Here is a 20,210-nt window from a genome sequence, read left to right as displayed (position 1 = left end):
GTGAAAAAATGATAGTAACAACAGCAGGAAGAACGAACAAAGAAATGACAGCTTATGCAAACAGGGTAGCAGCAGAATTAAATGCTTCTTTCGTTAAACGTAATGACATACCAGTACATAAGCTGCATGAACAGAATGAACAAGATGTACTTGTCGTAGGGAAGAACCGATTAGCTATTTATCCAAAAGGTACGGAAGAATCGTTTTTCTTTCATCCGAACTCAGCGATGTTTCGTGTGAAAAGGTTAATGCGCGGAGAACACGATCCGTTTGTACAAGCCACGCAATTAGAGAGAGGAATGACAGTGTTAGATTGTACGCTCGGGATGGCATCAGATAGTATTGTAGCGAGCTATATTGTTGGTGAAAGCGGAAAAGTAACAGGACTTGAAGGCAATGAGTATATGGCTTATATTATGGAAAATGGTTTGAAAACATGGTCTTCATCTGTTTCTGAAATTGATGAAGCAATGCAACGAATTGATGTAAAGCAAACGGAGCACTTCGCATTTTTAAAACAATGTGAAGATAATAGCTATGACATCGTTTATCTCGATCCGATGTTTGAAGAAACTGTCATAGAATCTGACGGAATTAAAGGATTAAAACATTTCGCTTTGTATCATGATATTACTGATGAAACAATTGCGGAGGCGAAGCGAGTGGCGAGAAAGCGTGTCGTATTAAAAGATCATTTCCGTAGTTCTAGATTTGAAAAACACAATTTTCACGTATACAAAAGAAAAAGTGCTAAGTTTCACTTTGGTGTAATTGACCCTTGCTAATTGTTTGAAAAGATGTATAATAAGCAATAATTAATTAAATATACTGTCTGTGATGAAGAGAGTAGTCTTTTTTAGAAGGAAAGCGAGCTAGGGATGGTGTGAGCCTAGTGCGGAAGAAAAAGATGAAGCGCACTTCGGAGATGCTTCTTGAACGAATAGTAGAGTAAGCCGAGGCCCCCTGTCCTCGTTATAAACGGGAAAGTGGTTCGTAATGAACAACAAGGGTGGTACCACGGGTTCAAACTCGTCTCTTTTTTAGAGACGAGTTTTTTGTATTTTAAAAATGAAGGAGGTTGTAGCATGGATTATAAAAAGCAGTTTGCAGAAAGTTTATCTAATATTTTTACGAATGAATTAACGCAACAGCAAATTTTAGATTTAATTGAAACACCGAAACAAGATGAATTCGGAGATGCAGCGTTCCCATGCTTTTCATTAGCGAAGCAATATAAAAAAGCACCGGCTATTATTGCAAAGGAAGTTGCACAGAAATTAAGTGATCCGTTTTTTGCGAAAGTAGAGGCTGTTGGTCCTTACGTAAATGTCTTTTTTAATCGTGAAACGGTAAGTGATACAGTATTAAAAACGATTTTAGCGGAGAAAGAAGAGTACGGTCACAATCATTTTGGATATGAAAAAACGGTCGTTATCGATTATTCCTCTCCTAATATCGCAAAGCCATTTTCAATGGGGCATTTACGCTCTACAATGATAGGAAATTCATTGAAACATATCGCTGAAAAATGTGGCTATGAAGTTGTAGGAATTAATTATATTGGAGACTGGGGAACACAGTTTGGAAAGTTAATTACAGCTTATAAAAAATGGGGAAATGAAGCAGTAGTGAAAGAGGATCCAATACGTGAATTATTTAAGTTATATGTTCAATTTCATGAAGAGGTAAAAGACGACGAAGAATTAGAAGAAGAAGGACGCGCTTGGTTTAAGAAATTAGAAGAAGGTGATGAAGAAGCTGTTGAGCTTTGGAATTGGTTCCGCCACGAATCCTTAAAAGAATTTTCTCGTATTTATGAACTTCTCGGTGTGGAATTTACTAATTTTCAAGGAGAAGCTTTTTATAATAATTTAATGGAAGACTTTATTGGGATTTTAGAGGAACATGATTTACTTGAAGAGTCAGAAGGCGCATTAGTCGTTAATTTAGAAGAAGAGGGAATGCCACCTTGCTTAATTAGAAAATCAGATGGTGCGACGATTTATGCAACGCGTGACTTAACAGCAGCGCTATATCGTCAAAACACATTTGGTTTTGATAAAGCGTTATACGTAGTTGGCCCGGAACAAAGTTTACACTTCAATCAATTTTTCACTGTATTAAAAAAGTTGGGCTACACTTGGGTTGACGGCATGGAACATGTACCGTTTGGGTTCATTTTAAAAGATGGTAAGAAAATGTCGACACGTAAAGGAAGAGTTATTTTACTAGAAGAAGTACTTGAGGAAGCAATCGAACTTGCAAAACAAAATATTGAAGAGAAAAATCCGAATTTAAAACAGAAAGAAGAAGTAGCGAAGCAAGTCGGTGTAGGCGCAGTTATCTTCCACGATTTAAAAAATGAGCGTATGCATAATATTGAATTCTCATTAGAAAATATGCTGAAATTTGAAGGGGAAACAGGCCCATATGTACAATACACACATGCACGTGCTTGCTCTATTTTAAGAAAAGAAAGCGTAGAATTTGAAACGTGTACGTTTGCATTAAAAGATGATCATAGCTGGAGCGTTGTAAAATTACTTAATAAATTCCCACAAGTAATTGAAATAGCCTTCAACAAAAATGAACCATCGGTTATTTCGAAATACGTATTAGATGTAGCGCAATCGTTTAATAAATATTACGGGAATGTGCGTATATTAGAAGAGAGTGAAGAGAAAGACAGTAGACTGGCATTAGTGTATGCTGTGACGGTTGTATTAAAAGAGGGATTACGTTTACTTGGGGTGGAGGCACCTGAGGAGATGTAACATAAAAAGGTGTATATATCATTACAGATATGTATGCCTTTTTTATTTTGTATAGGAACGGTGTAAGCAGTATTTTCACATTATCAAAACTATATTTGAAGGATTGTTTAAAGCATAGGAATGTTTTTATTAAATGGAGAATTGTAATAGGTGTATATAAAAGGAGGCGTTAAACTTGGAAACGTACGATTGGAACAGTAAACTAGCGTATTTAAAGAATACGAGAGATCTATATTACAATGACGATTATGTAAGTTTTTTAGTAAATACAGTTTGGAGAATCACTAAGCCAGTACATATCGTTGATTACGGTTGTGGATATGGTTATTTAGGCTTAATATTAATGCCATTACTTCCAAAAGGATCAAAGTATACAGGCATTGATAGCGGGGGAACATTAATAGCGGAAGCGAGAGAGTTGTTTCGTTTACTTCCGTATGATTCAGAATTTCTTGAAGGAGATGCTACAGAAATTGAATTGAACGATAAATACGATATAGCAATTTGTCATGCGTTCTTGTTACATATGAGTTCACCAAAAACGATGTTACAAAAAATGATGCATTCAGTTAAAAAGGGCGGAAAAATAATCTGTTTTGAACCACATTGGATTTCAAATATGTCTTCATATGTGTTAGATGGGGAGGAGCAATCGGAAATTATTAGGTTAGGCACTTTGCAGAAGTTATTTGAAAGTGACACACAGAGAAGCGGAAAAGATGGAAATATTGGTATGAAAATACCGATATATTTAAGTGAATTAGGCGTGGAAAATATTGAATGTAGAGTAAGTGATAAAGTGAACTTTTTAGATTCTAATATGCACCATCATGGTAAAGCGAAGTTGTATCATTCATTAAAGGAAGAGGGGATTGCGGGGAATCCAGGTGATAAACAGCAATTTATAGGACGTTTAATAGACAGAGGATTAACATATGATGATGCGCTAGCTCAATATGAAGCTGAACTACAATTTTTTAAAGCATTTCATATACATTCTTCATTAGTGTATGCTCCGAATATGAAAATTACATTTGGTGAAATAGTATGTTAATAGGTAGTAATACGATGAAACATGTCGCTGAATGTCGATAAGTCGATATTCGACATATAATCGCTGATATATTTTAAGGATCGGTCGATATATTTTGAAAATCGCCGATAAAATGAAAGAATCGCTGATATATTTGAATTATCGCCGATATAATTTCATGTACTGATTACAGCTATATAAAAATAAGATCCGCATGTTACGTTATTCCATTTAATCAAACAAAATACAGAGAAAAACAATCATTTTTACTATATTTTGTTATAAATTTGAATAATATTAAATAATACTATCCATTATAGGAGATTTTAGTTGAATACATACAATATGATGTGTAAAATCTAAGCAAGTAGCAGTATAAATAAATATTCGAGGTGAATACATGCTAGATTTTAAGCAGTTAGATGCTTGTTTGAAAGACAAGAGATTTATAGATGGATTACAGGAAATAAATAATGAAATTTCATATATAAAAGAAAAGAATACTTTATCTTATGTGAAGAATTGGCTTGCTAATATTCCTTCACATAAGGAGTTTGATATATTAATTCGCCTTACTGATGAAGGGCTTATGCACCAATACAGTTCATTCCTCATTCGCTACGCTTATAAAAAATTCCCAAATATGAGAACGCTCTCTTTATATTGTGATGAGTTAATTGATGAGCGGAAAATTCTTGAAGCAGAACAGTTGCTAAAAGACGCTTTAGAAGAGAGCAATAAAGAAGAAATAGATGCCGATTTTTTAGCGAAAACATATTTTACGTTAGTAAGATGTCTTTTAGAAATGAAACGAAATGAAGAAGCTCTTTATTATATGAAAAAGGCAGAGGAGTACAGTGAACGTGCCGTGTTTGATAAATGGGGATACGTCTATATGCATACAGGTGAATGGGAGAAAGCAGAAGAACAATTTATAGCTGGTATGCAGCATAAAGATTGTGAAGAGTTATCTACCTATTTATTATCACAGTTATATGCGAATAAAGGAGAACAAAAACGTGCATTGGAGCTAATTGATGATGCAATTGTAAAGTTCCCACAAGTACCATATTTTCATTTTGAAAAGATAAAATATGTATTAGATTTAGGGAAGTACGAAGATATGTTATCAGTAATAGATAACATAAATAAACAGCTTCCTTATCATGCGTATAAAGCTTATTTCGTACATTTACGAGCAGAAGCACTGTACAAAATGAATAAACTTGTAGATTTACAACAGTTATTAAAAGAAGAAAAAAGTTTAAAAGGGTCTTTATATCATAATTTAGAAAAAAATCCAGATGGAAAAAAGGTTCACCTGCCGATCGTTCCCATTGTACAAAAGGATAATTATTGTGTGCCGACAAGTTTAGAAATGATGTTGCAGTTATGGGGAGAAAAACGTACACAAGATGAAATAGCAGAGTTTATTTTTGATATGACAGGATCGAAGTTTTCAGATACTGTTTCTTATTTAGAAGAATTAGGTTATGAATATCGTTATTTTAAAGGTAATGAAGAGAATTATAAGAGACTGATTGATGAAGGAATTCCTGTTTTATTAAGTATAGATATTGAGCATGCTTCACATGTACAAGTACTAGCTGGATATGATGATACATTGCAGGCCTTTTATGTTCAAGATCCGAACTTTATAGAGCCAGTTATTGTGGAATATAGTAAGTTACAAGAAAAATATCGTTATACAGGTTGTTTAGCAATTACGTTTGTTCCGCAAGAAAAGAAGGAACTACTATCATTTTTAAATGAAGAAGAACATCATTATTTTAAATCTATTTTTTCTTTAACAGATCATTTGGATGAACAAGATAAAGAGGGGATTCATGACTTAGTACAGTTTTTAAAAGGGACGAGTGATAATCCGAATACGTGGTTATATACGGTTAAGCATTTAGATGTTGAAGTAGATAAAGAATTTATTTTATATTGTATAGAAAAGTTAATGGAGAAATTTCCTAACTCAGATTTTGTTAAATTACATGGTGCACAGTGCTTTATTCGCCTGGAAGAGTTAGAAAAATCTGGGCACATGCTTGCGAGTGTTGAGAAGAAAAATAGTCGTGCCTTATATCATTTCATAAACGGAAGGTATGCTTTTGAGCAGGAAAGTTATTTAGAAGCGATTTCAAGTTTTCGTTCCTCATTACAATTAGACGCAGATCAGCCGATTGCTTGGAGTTTCCTTGCGTTATCCTATATGTATATCGATCAATCTGATAAGGCATTGCAGTTTTCTCAAGTTGCTTTAGAACGTAGTCCAGAAAGATTTACTTTAACGAATCACGGGTTAATATTAATAGATTTAGAAAGATATGAAGAAGCGTATGAAATCTTTAACGACCTGTTAAGAGAGTATAAAAATGAGGCACATGTATGGTATGAGCGAGCGAGATGTGCGCATCATTTAGGGAAATTACATTTAGCGATAAAAGGGCTTAAAGTAGCGATTCATTTGGATAGTAATGCACCTTACATTTATACGAAACTTGCAGAAATATACGAATCTGATCTGAAGGATGAAGAAAGTACGAAAGAAATTTTATTAAAAGGTATTGAGAATTGTGATGATAAGGCACCTCTATATGTAAAACTGGGTGACTATCATTTTCAAAATGATAGCCTGGAAGAAGCAGAATCGTTGTATACTCGTGCTTTAGAAGAAAATCATGATGATGTTTATTCTCACTTCGGACTTACGCAAGTTTATATGGCAAGAGAACAATATAAGGAAGCAAAAGAATATATTCTCGGTATTGAAAAACAAATTGAAAAGAGCCAAGATTTTCTTATGAATGCGGGAATGGTTTTATGGGATGCTGAAGTTGAACTTGGTGGAAGTGAAGAAGGGTTTAAAGTAGCATTGTCTAAGTTAGAGAGTGGTATAGAGCAGAGCGAATATAATGTAGCAAGCGCGTTAGATGAATATGTGAATCGAATTAAAGGAACGGTATTTGTGCAGCGAGGTATAGCATTCTTAAGAACGTTACAAAAAGAAAGAAATGAAGTAAGTGAATATGGTTGTTATACAGGTATTTTATATGAATCTATCGGACAGTATGGCCAAGCGATGAAAAGATATAAAAGGGCGATAGAACAAAAGGAAACGGCATTACCGTATTACCGAATTGGTGAAACACTTATGGCATTAGGACAATTGACGGAAGCAAAACAGGCATATGAAACATGTTTAGAGCTTGATGGGAATTTCGTCGGTGTACATTTACAGCTTGCGGAAATATATGAAAAAGAAGAAAATCGTTCTAAAGAACAAAGTCATATGGTTCAGGCGATGAAAGAAGAGCCGCTGCATATTAATATGGAATATTTGGCGCAGCTTTCAGTAGAAATGAATCTTCAGAAAGAGTTGCTGACTGAACTAGAACAATTAGTGGACGAAGTGCCTGAAATATGGCGATTAGATGCGATTGCATATGTGTATGGAGCGATGGATGAAATAGATAAAGAACAAGCACAGATTGAAGAGGCACTACGATTAGATAGTGAGCATACAGAAGTTTTATATCATTATGCAAAAGTATTAGTGAAAAATAGAAATGCAAAAGCAATTGAAATTGCAATGAAGGTTATACAAAAAGATGTAAATAATGAACGTATATTTGATGTATATGTAAAAGCGATAGAACAACATAAGAAATGGTCTAACATACGAGATTTTCTTCACATATTAAAAGTCAAAAAGGCAGAAAGAAGTATGGCGTTTATGTACGCTGCATCTGCAGTTACAGAAAGATGGATTGAACGTCAACAAAATGAACAGCCGAAGAAATCCATATTTACGAGAGCTCTTTATCGTATGAAAAACCGTGCGAAAGAAATTTCGATTATTACTACAATCATTGATTTATATGAAATTTCGTTACAGTTAAATCCGAAAAATAGTATGGCAGCGCAGCGATTTGCACTATTTTATGAGAATGTGGCGATGTATAAAGAGGCGATAGATGTATTGCAAACATCATTAGAAAGTAAATGGGATTACGATGTAGCCAAGCAACTTGTAAATCTTTTCATAGAGTGTGAGGAAGAAGATAGGTTACGGGATGCTGCAGAATTAACGAAGCAAATGGTTCGAGAGTTACCAGATGATTACGATACTCTTCTTCTTCAGGCACAAGTATTCTTTAAAGCAGGAGAAGAAAGAAAAGCAGAAAAGATTACTTTACAATTAACGGAGCAAACACCATTTGTAAGTAGAGCATTTCTTGCTTTAGGAGAAATATATCAAAGTCAAGAACGGTTTGAAGAGGCAATTCACGTATTAGAAAATGCTTCTATCCATCATCCGAATGAAACAGCAATTCTTCTTTCTTTAGCATCTTCATATCATGGTGCTGGCCAAACACGAAAGGCAGAAGAAATAGCAAATGAAGCATTAATAATTGATGCGAGTGATTTGTTAGCGAGATACGATCGTGCTTGTTATTTAGCGCAGTTAAACAGAAATGAAGAGGCGAAGGAAGAGCTTGAAATTGTACTTCGTGAGGATGAGTCGGGATTTTTCGCTGAACTTATCGAGGATGATGAAAATTTAGCAGCACTGCGAGAATTTGAAAAGTAATTGTATAAGAATAGTGAAAAAAGGGCATAATTAAATATATATTTCGAATTAGTTGACAATTGATTACCAAATGGCATAAAATAGCTTTTAACAAAGTATACAAATCTGAAGACGAGAAAGAGTAAAATAGTGTACTGTTCCCCAGAGAGCCGGTATGTTGCTGAAAGCCGGTGTGCAGACGTTATTTGAAAATCATCTCCGAGGAGCCGAGGCTGAAAATGAGTAAGCTCGGACGGATGTCTACCGTTACAAAGAACACGTATGATAGTACGTTGCTAAGTGCTATTAGTGAAGAGCTAATAGAATTAGGGTGGTATCGCGGGTAAACCCGTCCCTATTTTATAGGGACGGGTTTTTTGTGTGCTTTAAAACATTCAAAAGGAGTGATTGTAGATGAAGAAAGTAGATGTAAAAGAGTCAGCTGTAGGGAGAGAAACACGTATTCGTAAACAGTGGAACGAGCAGAGCATTTTCGAACAATCAATTCAGAATCGAGAAGGCGCACAATCTTTTGTGTTTTATGAAGGACCACCAACGGCGAACGGACTACCACATGTAGGTCATGCACTTGGACGAACAATTAAAGATGTAGTAGCAAGATATAAAACGATGTCTGGTTATAAAGTATTAAGAAAAGCGGGATGGGATACACACGGTTTACCTGTAGAATTAGGTGTTGAGAAACAACTTGGTATTTCTGGTAAACATGAAATCGAAGAGTATGGAATTGAACCATTTATTAAGAAGTGTAAAGAGAGTGTATTCACATATGAGAAGCAGTGGCGTGAATTCACTGAAAGTATCGGTTATTGGGTAGATATGGATGATCCATACGTTACGTTAGAGAATCCATATATCGAAAGTGTATGGCATATTTTAGGGACGATTCATGAAAAAGGATTATTGTATAAAGGACATAGAGTTTCACCATATTGCCCAAGTTGTCAAACTTCACTAAGTTCACATGAGGTTGCCCAAGGGTATAAAACAGTAAAAGATTTAAGTGCAACAGTTAAGTTTAAAGTGAAAGATAGTGACAATGAATACTTCCTAGGTTGGACGACAACACCTTGGACACTTCCAGCAAATGTTGCACTCGCTGTACATCCAAATATGGAATACGTGAAAGCGAAACAAGAAGGTCATGCATACATTGTTGCGAAAGAACGTGTACGAGATGTATTAAAAGAAAACTATGAAGTATTATCTGTTCATAAAGGAGAAGAATTATTAAATACTTCTTATACAGCACCGTTTCCGATGAAAGAAGTTACAAATGGGTACCGCGTTATCGGAGCAGATTTTGTAACGGCAGATAGTGGTACAGGACTCGTTCATATTGCTCCAGCATATGGAGAGGACGATTATAGAGTCGTTCAAAGTGAAGGGTTGTCATTCTTACATGTTGTAGATGAGAAAGGTGAATATACAGAAGCAGTACCATTTTTGAAAGGTAAATTTGTAAAAGATTGTGACGTAGATATCGTTCGTTATTTAGCGAAGGAAGGTTTACTTTATCATAAAGAAAAGTATGAGCATAGTTACCCACATTGTTGGCGCTGTGATTCACCACTTCTTTATTATGCAGGTGAAAGTTGGTTAATCCGAACGACTGCAATTAAAGATACATTTTTACAAAACAACGATACTGTTACTTGGTATCCAGATCATATGAAACATGGACGATTTGGTAAGTTTTTAGAAAACATGGTGGACTGGAATATTAGCCGAAATAGATATTGGGGAACACCATTAAACGTATGGGAATGTGAAAGTTGCGATCATCAATTCGCACCGAAAAGCATTGCTGATTTAAGAAAGCATAGTATGAAAGAGACACCTGAAGACTTAGAATTGCATAAGCCATATGTAGATGAAGTGCAAGTTTGCTGCGAAAAATGCGGAAGTACAATGAATCGCACACCAGAAGTAATTGATGTTTGGTTTGATAGTGGTTCGATGCCATTTGCGCAATATCATTATCCGTTTGAAAATAAAGAGTTATTTGAAGAACAGTTTCCAGCAGATGTAATTGCAGAAGGAATTGATCAAACACGCGGCTGGTTTTATAGTTTATTAGCTGTATCAGCACTATATACTGGAAAAGTACCGTATAAACGAGTGCTATCACTAGGGCATGTTCTAGACGAGGAAGGACAGAAAATGTCTAAAAGTAAAGGGAATGCACTAGATCCAGTTGATTTAGTAGAGAAGTTTGGTGCTGATGCTTTAAGATGGGCTTTACTCGTTGACAGTGCTCCGTGGAATGCGAAGCGTTTTTCTGAAAGAACAGTATTAGAAGCAAAATCTAAATTTGTAGATACATTAGTCAATGTGTATAGCTTCTACGTTTTATATGCAAATTTAGATGAGTATAATCCGAACGAAACGTATGACGTAAAGCGGACGAAATTGGATGAATGGGTATTATCAAGATTGCATAGCACAACGAAAAAAGTGAGAACTGCACTTGATGATTATCAATTTACGAATGCAGCTCGTGAAATCGCGACGCTTGTAGATGAAGTAAGTAACTGGTACGTAAGACGATCACGTAATCGTTTCTGGGAATCTGGTATGAATGCTGAAAAAGCAGCTGCGTATGAGACACTTCATGAAGTGCTTGTAACAATTAGTAAACTAATTGCACCATTTACACCGTTTGTCGCTGAAGATATTCATTTGAATTTAACTGGAAGTAGCGTTCATTTAGAGGATTATCCAGTTGTAAATGAATCACTACTTCAGCCGAAATTAGAAGCGGAAATGGATGCAGTTTTACAAGTTGTTGAACTTGGAAGAAGTAATCGTAATCAACATTCTTTAAAAGTAAAACAGCCGTTAGCGGAACTTGTATTACTTGAGCATAATGAAAATGATATGGATTGGGAATCTTACCGTGATATCGTTATGGATGAGTTAAATGTGAAGGCGTTCCATGTTGAACTCGATGAAACGAAATACACATCTTATCAATTAAAGCTGAATTTTAAAACGGCTGGGCCGAAGTTCGGTAAAAATGTGAATGCAGTAAATGGCTGGCTAAAACAATTATCACAAGACGAGGTACAAAACTTTGTCTCTACAGAAAGAGCAGTTTACGAAGTAGCATCAGGAGAAGAAATAGTTGTAACGACTGAAGATGTATTAGTAGAGAAAGTTGCGAAATCTGGATTCTCTAATACAACTAACGGACAATATACAGTAATGTTAGATACGAATGTAACGGAAGAATTGCTACAAGAAGGGGTAGCACGTGAATTCATTCGCGCCGTTCAAGAATATCGTAAGCAGTTGAATTTACCTGTTAATTTACGAGTAGATGTAATTCTTGATACAGAGGAAGAACTACAGCAAACGTTAACGAATCATAAAGAGTTGTTGGAAGAAAACTTACTCGTTAAACAATTTACATTTGGTCACTTAACGAATGAAGATGATGAACTATCTTTAGGTGAGACGAAAGTTCGTATTAAATTAAGCGCGACTAAGTAAAGAAAAGGAAGTTGGAATCATTCCAACTTCCTTTTTGTATGATAGATATTTATCTGGCTAATTTTTTCATAATCGATTCGATAGGACCTCAAGAAAATTTCTTTCTAAAGTATTGTTTTCGCTTTACACATAAATATTGAGAAAATTTCACTCCCCCTAAATGGAAAGGTAATAGAATTGTTCATAGAGAATTACTCGTAGATTCAATTTTTATTCCCCCCATTTTATGGGGAATGATTGCCTAGTGGTAATGGGATAAGGTTGAGCTACTTTATTAGGGGGAGTGGTTCTATGTTTAATAAAAAAATGGTGGCAATGGCAATGACTGTGCCGTTAGTAATGGGGACAATTTCTACAGTTTCGGCATTGGAAAAACAACAGCAAGTAAAGCTAGAAGCTTATTCGCCGCAGAAAAAAGCAACAGAATATTTAAAAGAAAATGCTGCGCAGTATGGATTAAAAGCAGACCTTTCAGACTTACAATATATTTCTACAACAGAAACGTCAGTAGCTTCATATGTTAGGTTCCAACAAGTTGTGAATGGTGCGCCTGTATTTTCAAAACAAATTACAGTTACTCTTAACGGAGAGGGAAAGGGAGTACTTGCTGTTTCTGATTATCAATCTGTTAAAGGTGTGAAGGAAGCTACTACAAAAATTAGTGAAAAAGATGCAATACAAAAATCAATGGCGTATGTTGGAGAAGTAAGTGAACAAAACTTATGGGCTCCTACAGAGAAAGAATTTGGATATATTGTTGAAGAAGGAATTGCTCGTCCAGTATATAAAGTTGTAGTCCATTCTAATAATCCATTTGGTGCATGGGAAACATTTGTTGATGCAGAAAATGGAAAGTTAATTAAAAAGGTTGATATAAACCGTAAAGCAGAAGGATCAGGAAAAGTATTTTTACCTAATCCAGTCGTATCTAGCGGTAGTAAAGTAGGTTTAAAAGATAACAATGATGCAGATTCAACAGCACTAACGAACCAATTAAAGACTGTTACGTTAAAAGGTTTAGATGGGACAGGATTTTTAATTGGAGAGTATGTAACGATTTCCTCAAAAGCAAAAACGAAATCTACAAACTTACAATTTAACTATACACGTGCAAATGATAGCTTTGAAGATGTGATGTCGTATTATCATATTGATACTTTACAACGTTACATTCAAAGTCTAGGTTTTAAAAATATTAATAATCGCTCTATTAAAGTGAATGTGAATGGAACAACGGCGGACAACTCATTTTATTCTCCGACAACGAAAGCTTTAACCTTTGGTACTGGCGGAGTAGATGATGCAGAAGATGCAGGTATTATCGCACATGAATATGGACATTCAATTCAAGATAACCAAGTTCCTGGCTTCGGTAGTTCTGCAGAAGGTGGAGCGATGGGAGAAGGATTTGGTGATTTCTTAGGTGCTACGTATGAAGATGCAGTATCGACAACAGGCTACGGAAAAGCATGTGTTGGAGAATGGGATGCGACTGCTTATTCTAGTTCAGATCCAACGTGCTTACGCCGATTAGATAATAATAAAGTGTATCCGAAAGATGTTACGAATGAAGTACATGATGATGGAGAAATTTGGGCTCAAGGACAATATGAGATGGCGCAAGCATTTGGTCGTGATGTTGCAACGAAAATTATTTTACAATCGCACTGGTCGTTAACACCAAACTCTAAATTCAGTGATGGAGCGAAAGCGATTAAGCAAGCAGATGCTCTTTTATATGGCGGACAACATGCCGCTGATATCGATCGTATTTGGGCAGCGAGAGGAATTAGTACGAATTAATATAAAAAGTCGTGGCATGTATAAGCCACGACTTTTTAATTTGCTTAAGAACTGGTACTAGTAAAGTAAGCTATATGAATGATAATGTAAATTTATTCGCATTTCATTTGTTTTTTTCGTCTTTAAAAACAAAATGCTCTTTAAATTTTCTAGACTCTACTTTTTGACCATTTCTCATGGAGCGGAAAGGGTGTTCTTGCCAAGTAATCATTACATCAACTTCATCCGCTTTTGTAGCAACTGGAAAATTAGCATGTTCAAATCCAGTTTTTCCACTTGCTAAACGACTTTCCTTTAGAGAAAAGAGTTCATATTTCGTTTTTGATTTTGGCTCGTTGCGGAATACTTCGACTTGTACATTATATACTTCACTGTTTCCAACATTTTTCAATGAAAATTGATATGTTTGAAATTCATCTTTTTTAGCTTGAAGCATATTCTTGTTTGTTTTTTTCGGTTTATCAATATTCACTTGCCATTGATCAGAGTTTTGAGAGATTGGTAAAGATTTTGGTGAATAGGCGTACGTTTCGTTTACTACAATTAGGCAAAACAATAGGAGAAAGAAACTAATCGCTTTTTGCATATACACACCTCGATATAAAATTTTTATTAATATGTGTAAATAAAACAGTAAATATGTAATTTAATGGAAAAAGGTGATACTTTGATTCAAATGAATTTGAAAAAACTTGAAGAAGTAGTAAATGGAGAAGGATTACAAGAATCGTTTCATCTTATACAGATACATGGTGTCTGCATAGATTCCAAAAACATGAAAGAAGGAAATTTATTTGTTCCAATCATTAGGATGAAAGATGGGCATGAGTATGTGAAAGAAGCAATGGATAATGGAGCTGTCGCTTCCTTGTGGAAAAAGTCTTACGGTACTCCGCCAAAAGGGATTCCAATTATATTTGTGGATGACACTTTGTTTGCTTTGCAACAATTGGCACAATTTTATCGAAGAGAGATAAATGTAAAAGTAATAGGAATTACAGGTAGTAATGGCAAGACTACGGTAAAAGATATAATAGGAAGCATTTTAAGTTCAACTTATAGAGTGCATAAAACAAAAGGTAATTTTAATAGTCAAATCGGTTTACCGTTAACAATTTTAGAAATGGAACGAGATACTGAGTTTTTGATACTTGAAATGGGAATGAGTGAAAAAGGACAAATTCGAAATTTATCACGAATCGCACAGCCAGATGTAGCGATTATTACAATGATTGGACAGTCACATCTAGAGACGCTTGGATCAAGAGAAGAGATTGCGAAGGCTAAATTTGAAATTGTAGACGGATTACATGACGGTGGACTGTTCTTATATAATGGTGATGAGCCATTACTTTCTCAACATATTAATACGCTAGGTATAGAAAGTAAGTCGTTTGGTGGAAAGTATACAAATGATTTGTTTCCAACGAACGTACAATTAGATGAATATGGTGTTCATTTTAAATTAAATCATTCAAAAATACAGTACGATGTTCCCTTATATGGAAAACATAATATTTTTAATACGATTGTCGGAATCGCTGTAGGTCAATTTTACAAAGTCCCTACAGAAAAAATACAAGAAGCATTGCAACAAATAAATATTACACAAATGCGCTTTCAGTTTTTAACCGCTAAAGCAGGTTTTACGATTATTAACGATGCATGGAATGCCAGTCCTTCCTCCATGAAGGCTGCAATTGAAACGTTACAGAAGTTAAATGCCTATAAGAAAAAAATGATAGTGATTGGGGATATGTTGGAGTTAGGGAAGAAAGGTGAAACATATCATAGAGAAATTGGTAAAATGTTAAATGAAGAGAGTATTCAATATGTATTTACGTATGGAGAGTTAGCCGAAATTGTAGCGGAAGAAGCAAGAAAGAACTATCATGCAGGAAAAGTACAATCATTTGATAATAAAGCCGAGATAGCAGAGGAAGTATTAAAAGTAATAACGAAAAAGGATGTTGTTTTACTGAAAGGTTCACGTGGAATGGCTTTAGAGGAAATTGTACAAAACTGGATGTGAAAAATTAAAATATATTTAAAAAGTGCTTGCATTTTATAGTGCGAATAGATAGAATACTCTGTAAATACAAAAAGTGATGATCAGGAAAAGTACATGATGCAAAGGTCTACAGAGAGCAATTGGTTGCTGAGAAGATTGCGATACTGCATGATGGAAAGACACCTGTGAGTGTTGCTTTGAACGTGATAATTAGTAAAAGCAAACGGTACCTACCGTTATCAGGACTAAGATGGTCATTATGACAATTTGGGTGGTACCGCGGAAAAATCCGTCCCTATTTATAGGGGCGGATTTTTGTATTCTTTTAAGGGAGGTGAGTGACCGTGGATGATGACGATGACAACAATAACGTAAATAAATATAAAATTACAGGAGGGAAAAATAATGGAGTCAATAATGAAGCGTTCACTCACAAAAGAATGTACGAAGCAAAGCGGAAAGGTTGTATTACTTCAAGGATGGGTAAAAAAGATTCGTCATCTAGGTAATGTTAGTTTTTTATTAATAAGGGATCGATCAGGGGTTATGCAATGCGTATTAGAAAACGAGCTAGCTGGATTTAAAGTAGATGTGGAGAGTGTTGTTCAAGTCGTAGGCCAAATAGTAGAGACTTCGAAAACAGAATTAGGGATTGAAGTGCTTGCTCACGAAGTGAAAATATTAAATGGCGCAGAACCACTTCCATTTGAAATAAATAAAAAGAAGTTACAAGTTGGCTTAGATCAACTACTGAATGAACGGGTATTATCATTAAGACATGAGCGAACCGCTGCTATATTTAAAGTGAAATCTACGCTCGTCCAGAGCTTTAGTGAATTCCTTATAGAGAACGATTTCACACGTATATTTACTCCAAAAATTGTTTCGCAAGGGGCAGAAGGAGGAGCAAATGTTTTTAAGCTTCCATACTTCCAAAAAGAAGCGTATTTAGCTCAATCACCACAGTTTTACAAGCAAATGATGGTAGCGGGAGGATTAGAACGTGTTTTTGAAATTGCACCTGTATATAGAGCGGAACATCACAATTCTTCCCGTCATTTAAATGAATATATATCGTTAGACGTAGAGATTGGCTTTATAAATGATTTTCATGAAGTGATGCAATTAGAAACGGATGTATTACGATATATGTTTCAACAAGTAGCAAAAAACTGTGAGAAAGAACTACAACTATTACAAATAGAAGTACCTGTCATTACAGAAATACCGAAGATCACATTGTTAGAAGCGCAAGAAATTTTGAAAAGTAAGTATCGGAAAGAATCGCCAATTGGGGATTTAGATACAGAAGGTGAGAAGTTACTAGGGAAATATGTGAAGGAAACATATAAGAGTGAATTTGTTTTCATTACACATTATCCGAAAGAAGCGAGACCGATGTATACGTTGCCGAATAACGAGAATCCATCTATTACTGATTCGTTCGACTTACTATATAAAGGATTAGAAATAACATCAGGGGCACAGCGAATTCATAATTATGAAATGTTACTTGCTTCTTTTAAAGAAAAAGGATTACATCCAGATAAATTTCAATCTTATTTAAATACATTCCGATACGGTTGTCCTCCGCACGGTGGTTTTGGAATTGGCTTAGAGAGAGTTGTTTGCAAATTGTTAGAATTAACAAACGTACGAGAGGCAAGTGCTTTTCCAAGGGACTGTACAAGGCTTATCCCTTAATAATAGGGGAAGGAATTCCGCATTTTCTCATTAAAATTTAATATGTCCCTTGACAGTTACTAATATAACCGATATACTTCATATTAATTTCAAAAGAAAATATATTCTAAATATTTAAATGTGTTGAATAGGAGTAGTAAGGTCGTATATTTGTACAGAGAGCTATGGGTTGGTGTGACATAGTCAAATGACATCCTGAACTCGCCTAGGAGCAGTAAGGTGGAACGGAATCACATTCTTAGTAAATCTTAACGGTTAACCTTCGATATTAGGTTTGTAATCAAACGATTACTACTAAGGTGGATTCATAATGGAATCAATAAGGGTGGTACCGCGTTAAGTAAATGGCTTAGCGTCTCTTTATATAGAGACGTTGAGCCATTTTTTATTTTATGGAAATAGAAATGGAGGGTTTATTCGGATTGGTCTATAAAATTTAATTATTTATATAAAATGATTCTATTAGGAGGAAAATGAGATGAAACAGACGGAGCAATGGACTTCGAAATTAGGTTTTATAATGGCTGCAGCCGGATCGGCAATTGGACTTGGCGCAATATGGAAGTTTCCTTATATCGCCGGCAAGAGCGGGGGAGGAGCATTCTTTTTAATCTTTATATTATTTACTGTATTAATTGGATTACCACTACTTATAGCTGAATTTATGATTGGACGTAGTACGCAGAAACAAGCAGTTGGCGCATTTAAAAGTATTGCACCAAATACAGGGTGGCACTGGATTGGACGCCTTGGCGTAGGAACGTGTTTTATATTACTTTCGTTTTATAGTGTTGTAGGTGGATGGGTGTTAATTTATTTATTCAGAGGAGTAACGGGACAACTTATTACTCCAGGACAAAATTACGGTTCATTATTTACTGAAACAATTGGAAATCCTGTTTGGGCAATTATGGGACATTTCGCTTTTATGTTCATTACGATTTGGGTCGTATCAAAAGGTGTACAAAACGGAATTGAAAAAGCAAGTAAATATATGTTGCCAGCGTTGTTCGTTTTATTTGTCGCTCTTATTGTTCGCTCATTAACACTTGATAATGCAATGGAAGGTGTGAAGTTTTTCTTACAACCAGACTTCTCAAAGATTACTTCAGAAAGTATTTTGTTCGCAATGGGGCAATCTTTCTTTGCGATTAGTATCGGGATCTCGATTATGGTCACGTATAGTTCCTATTTAAATAAAAAAGAAAGTTTACCAAAATCAGCAATAACAATTGTTGGATTGAATTTATTTGTTTCATTATTTGCAGGACTTGCAATTTTTCCGGCCGTATTTTCATTAGGAATGGAGCCAACAGAAGGGCCTGGATTACTATTTATCGTATTACCATCAGTATTTAGTCAAATTCCATTTGGTGGGTTTTTCTTAACAGTATTCCTTGCACTATTTACATTTGCGACATTAACATCGGCATTTTCACTATTAGAGACAGTTGTTTCAGCAGTAGCAAATGGCGAACAAGAAAGAAGAACAAAGTTATCATGGATGATCGGTTTCTGCATTTTCTTAGTAGGTATACCATCAGCGTTATCATTTGGAGTATGGAGTGATATTACGATTTTCGGAAAAAATATTTTTGATGCAGTAGACTTCTTATCTAGTAATATATTAATGCCACTTGGTGCACTATTCATTAGTATTTTCGTTTCATTTAAAATGGAAAAGAAGGTATTAGAAGCAGAGTTTTTTGTAGGTGGAAATTATGGAAAGAAAGTATTTACTTGTTGGGCGTTTTTACTTCGATTTGTAGCACCACTCGCAATCATTATCGTCTTTTTAAATATAATAGGGATTATTTAACAGTTGATGTTATAATATTCAGTAAAAAAAGAAGGTGATGATCATAAAGGCGAATTTGATAGAAGCAGGGAAATACATGCATATTAGAGGAAAAAAGCTATACGTTGAAACGCATGGAAACCCTAAAAATAAACCAGTTCTATACTTGCATGGTGGACCAGGAGAAAGTTGTTACGATTTTTCATTTCATCAAGCGGAACGTTTAAAAGATTCTTTATATGTAATTATGATAGATCAAAGAGGTGTTTGTCGCTCAGAAGAAATTACTGAGGACGAAGATTTTGGATTAAAAGATTTAATTGAAGACTGTGAGGAGTTAAAAAAAGTATTACAAATTGAGAAGTGGTCTGTAATTGGACATTCTTTCGGTGGATATGTAGCATTGTTATATGCGTCGATATATCCAAGTTCAATAGAGAAAATAATATTTGAAGGGCCAACTTTCGATTTTGCATTAACAAGTAGAGCTTTATTACAAAAGACAGCGGACTTATTAAAAAAATATGGAAAAGAAGAAGTAGCAAAAGCGTGTTTATTTTATTCATCTAGCAATGCTTGTTCAGAAGAGTTGTTAGAAGCTTATATAAGATTAAGTGATGAATTAGAAGAAAAAAGAATGGAGATTTACAATAATAAGGAAGATGAGACAGATGAGAGTTTATATAGTGATGAAGAGTGGGAAGAATTTTCAAATCGCTCCAAAATTCACTTTGATAGATTAAAATTAGAGGGAGCATGTCATACGTCATTATTATCTAAAATAAAAGATGTACAGAATCCAATGTTATTAATAGTAGGAAAATATGATGTTGTAACGTGTGAAAAACAAATTGAAATATTTAATAAAGATGCCCGAAACGGCAAGTATATCGTATTTGAAGAAAGTGGTCATTCACCTCATTATGAGGAAGCAAATAGGTTTGCAGAAACAGTCATACATTTTTTGAAATGAAGAAAAGGGTGCTTCT

Annotated in this window: 11 protein-coding genes and 4 other annotated features; of the genes, 10 read left to right on the top strand and 1 reads right to left on the bottom strand. The window is 35.0% G+C overall.

Translation table 11 applies throughout. The annotated features are described in order from the left end of the window. Positions 1 to 8 precede the first annotated feature (8 nt). The 6 genes from PDQ33_RS15825 to PDQ33_RS15800 all read left to right on the top strand — a co-directional run bounded on the left by PDQ33_RS15825 (position 9) and on the right by PDQ33_RS15800 (position 13,708). Positions 9 to 785 (top strand): class I SAM-dependent methyltransferase, encoded by a 777-nt coding sequence (locus PDQ33_RS15825; RefSeq protein ID WP_229132976.1) that lies wholly within the window; start codon positions 9 to 11, stop codon positions 783 to 785. A 40-nt stretch (positions 786 to 825) separates the two neighbouring features. Next, positions 826 to 1,040 (top strand) — a binding site (T-box leader). Positions 1,041 to 1,085: 45 nt separating this feature from the next. Then, entirely contained in the window at positions 1,086 to 2,774 is a 1,689-nt protein-coding gene (gene argS / locus PDQ33_RS15820) for an arginine--tRNA ligase (protein WP_000384853.1), read from the top strand. 175 nt (positions 2,775 to 2,949) lie between these two features. Then, positions 2,950 to 3,828 (top strand): class I SAM-dependent methyltransferase, encoded by an 879-nt coding sequence (locus PDQ33_RS15815; RefSeq protein ID WP_061130551.1) that lies wholly within the window; start codon positions 2,950 to 2,952, stop codon positions 3,826 to 3,828. 379 nt (positions 3,829 to 4,207) lie between these two features. Next, the gene (locus PDQ33_RS15810; RefSeq protein ID WP_270394222.1) at positions 4,208 to 8,410 is read left to right on the top strand and encodes a bacteriocin-processing peptidase family protein; all 4,203 of its coding nucleotides are present in this window, start codon (positions 4,208 to 4,210) and stop codon (positions 8,408 to 8,410) included. A gap of 99 nt (positions 8,411 to 8,509) precedes the next feature. Next, positions 8,510 to 8,749 (top strand) — a binding site (T-box leader). A 54-nt stretch (positions 8,750 to 8,803) separates the two neighbouring features. Beyond that, positions 8,804 to 11,905 carry an isoleucine--tRNA ligase gene (gene ileS / locus PDQ33_RS15805; protein WP_061130553.1) on the top strand — a complete coding sequence of 1,034 codons (3,102 nt, stop codon included), beginning with the start codon at positions 8,804 to 8,806 and terminating at the stop codon, positions 11,903 to 11,905. A 291-nt stretch (positions 11,906 to 12,196) separates the two neighbouring features. Continuing rightward, complete coding sequence (locus tag PDQ33_RS15800) at positions 12,197 to 13,708, top strand: M36 family metallopeptidase (protein WP_270394377.1); 1,512 nt, start codon at positions 12,197 to 12,199, stop codon at positions 13,706 to 13,708. Between the two features lie 103 nt (positions 13,709 to 13,811). On the opposite strand, the gene PDQ33_RS15795 is transcribed toward PDQ33_RS15800, so the two are convergent. Then, positions 13,812 to 14,294, bottom strand: coding sequence for a hypothetical protein (locus PDQ33_RS15795; protein WP_061130554.1), 483 nt, complete (start codon positions 14,292 to 14,294; stop codon positions 13,812 to 13,814). 63 nt (positions 14,295 to 14,357) lie between these two features. On the opposite strand from PDQ33_RS15795, the gene PDQ33_RS15790 reads away from it, so the two are divergent. From PDQ33_RS15790 to PDQ33_RS15775, 4 genes are all read left to right on the top strand, one after another. After that, positions 14,358 to 15,740, top strand: coding sequence for a UDP-N-acetylmuramoyl-tripeptide--D-alanyl-D-alanine ligase (locus tag PDQ33_RS15790; RefSeq protein ID WP_139303770.1), 1,383 nt, complete (start codon positions 14,358 to 14,360; stop codon positions 15,738 to 15,740). A gap of 67 nt (positions 15,741 to 15,807) precedes the next feature. Next, positions 15,808 to 16,019, top strand: a binding site (T-box leader). 105 nt (positions 16,020 to 16,124) lie between these two features. Continuing rightward, the gene (aspS, locus tag PDQ33_RS15785; RefSeq protein ID WP_061130555.1) at positions 16,125 to 17,423 is read left to right on the top strand and encodes an aspartate--tRNA(Asn) ligase; all 1,299 of its coding nucleotides are present in this window, start codon (positions 16,125 to 16,127) and stop codon (positions 17,421 to 17,423) included. Positions 17,424 to 17,537: 114 nt separating this feature from the next. After that, positions 17,538 to 17,786, top strand: a binding site (T-box leader). A gap of 115 nt (positions 17,787 to 17,901) precedes the next feature. After that, positions 17,902 to 19,242 carry a sodium-dependent transporter gene (locus tag PDQ33_RS15780; protein WP_270394373.1) on the top strand — a complete coding sequence of 447 codons (1,341 nt, stop codon included), beginning with the start codon at positions 17,902 to 17,904 and terminating at the stop codon, positions 19,240 to 19,242. Positions 19,243 to 19,279: 37 nt separating this feature from the next. Beyond that, on the top strand, positions 19,280 to 20,194 hold the full coding sequence (locus PDQ33_RS15775; RefSeq protein ID WP_000584223.1) for an alpha/beta fold hydrolase: 915 nt from the start codon (positions 19,280 to 19,282) through the stop codon (positions 20,192 to 20,194). Positions 20,195 to 20,210 lie beyond the last annotated feature (16 nt).

Origin of the sequence: Bacillus cereus group sp. Bc031 (assembly GCF_027716265.1) — a bacterium.
Classification (GTDB): domain Bacteria; phylum Bacillota; class Bacilli; order Bacillales; family Bacillaceae_G; genus Bacillus_A; species Bacillus_A paranthracis.
Note: the sequence above shows the minus strand (reverse complement) of the source record. Positions and strands in the feature narration are given on the sequence as shown.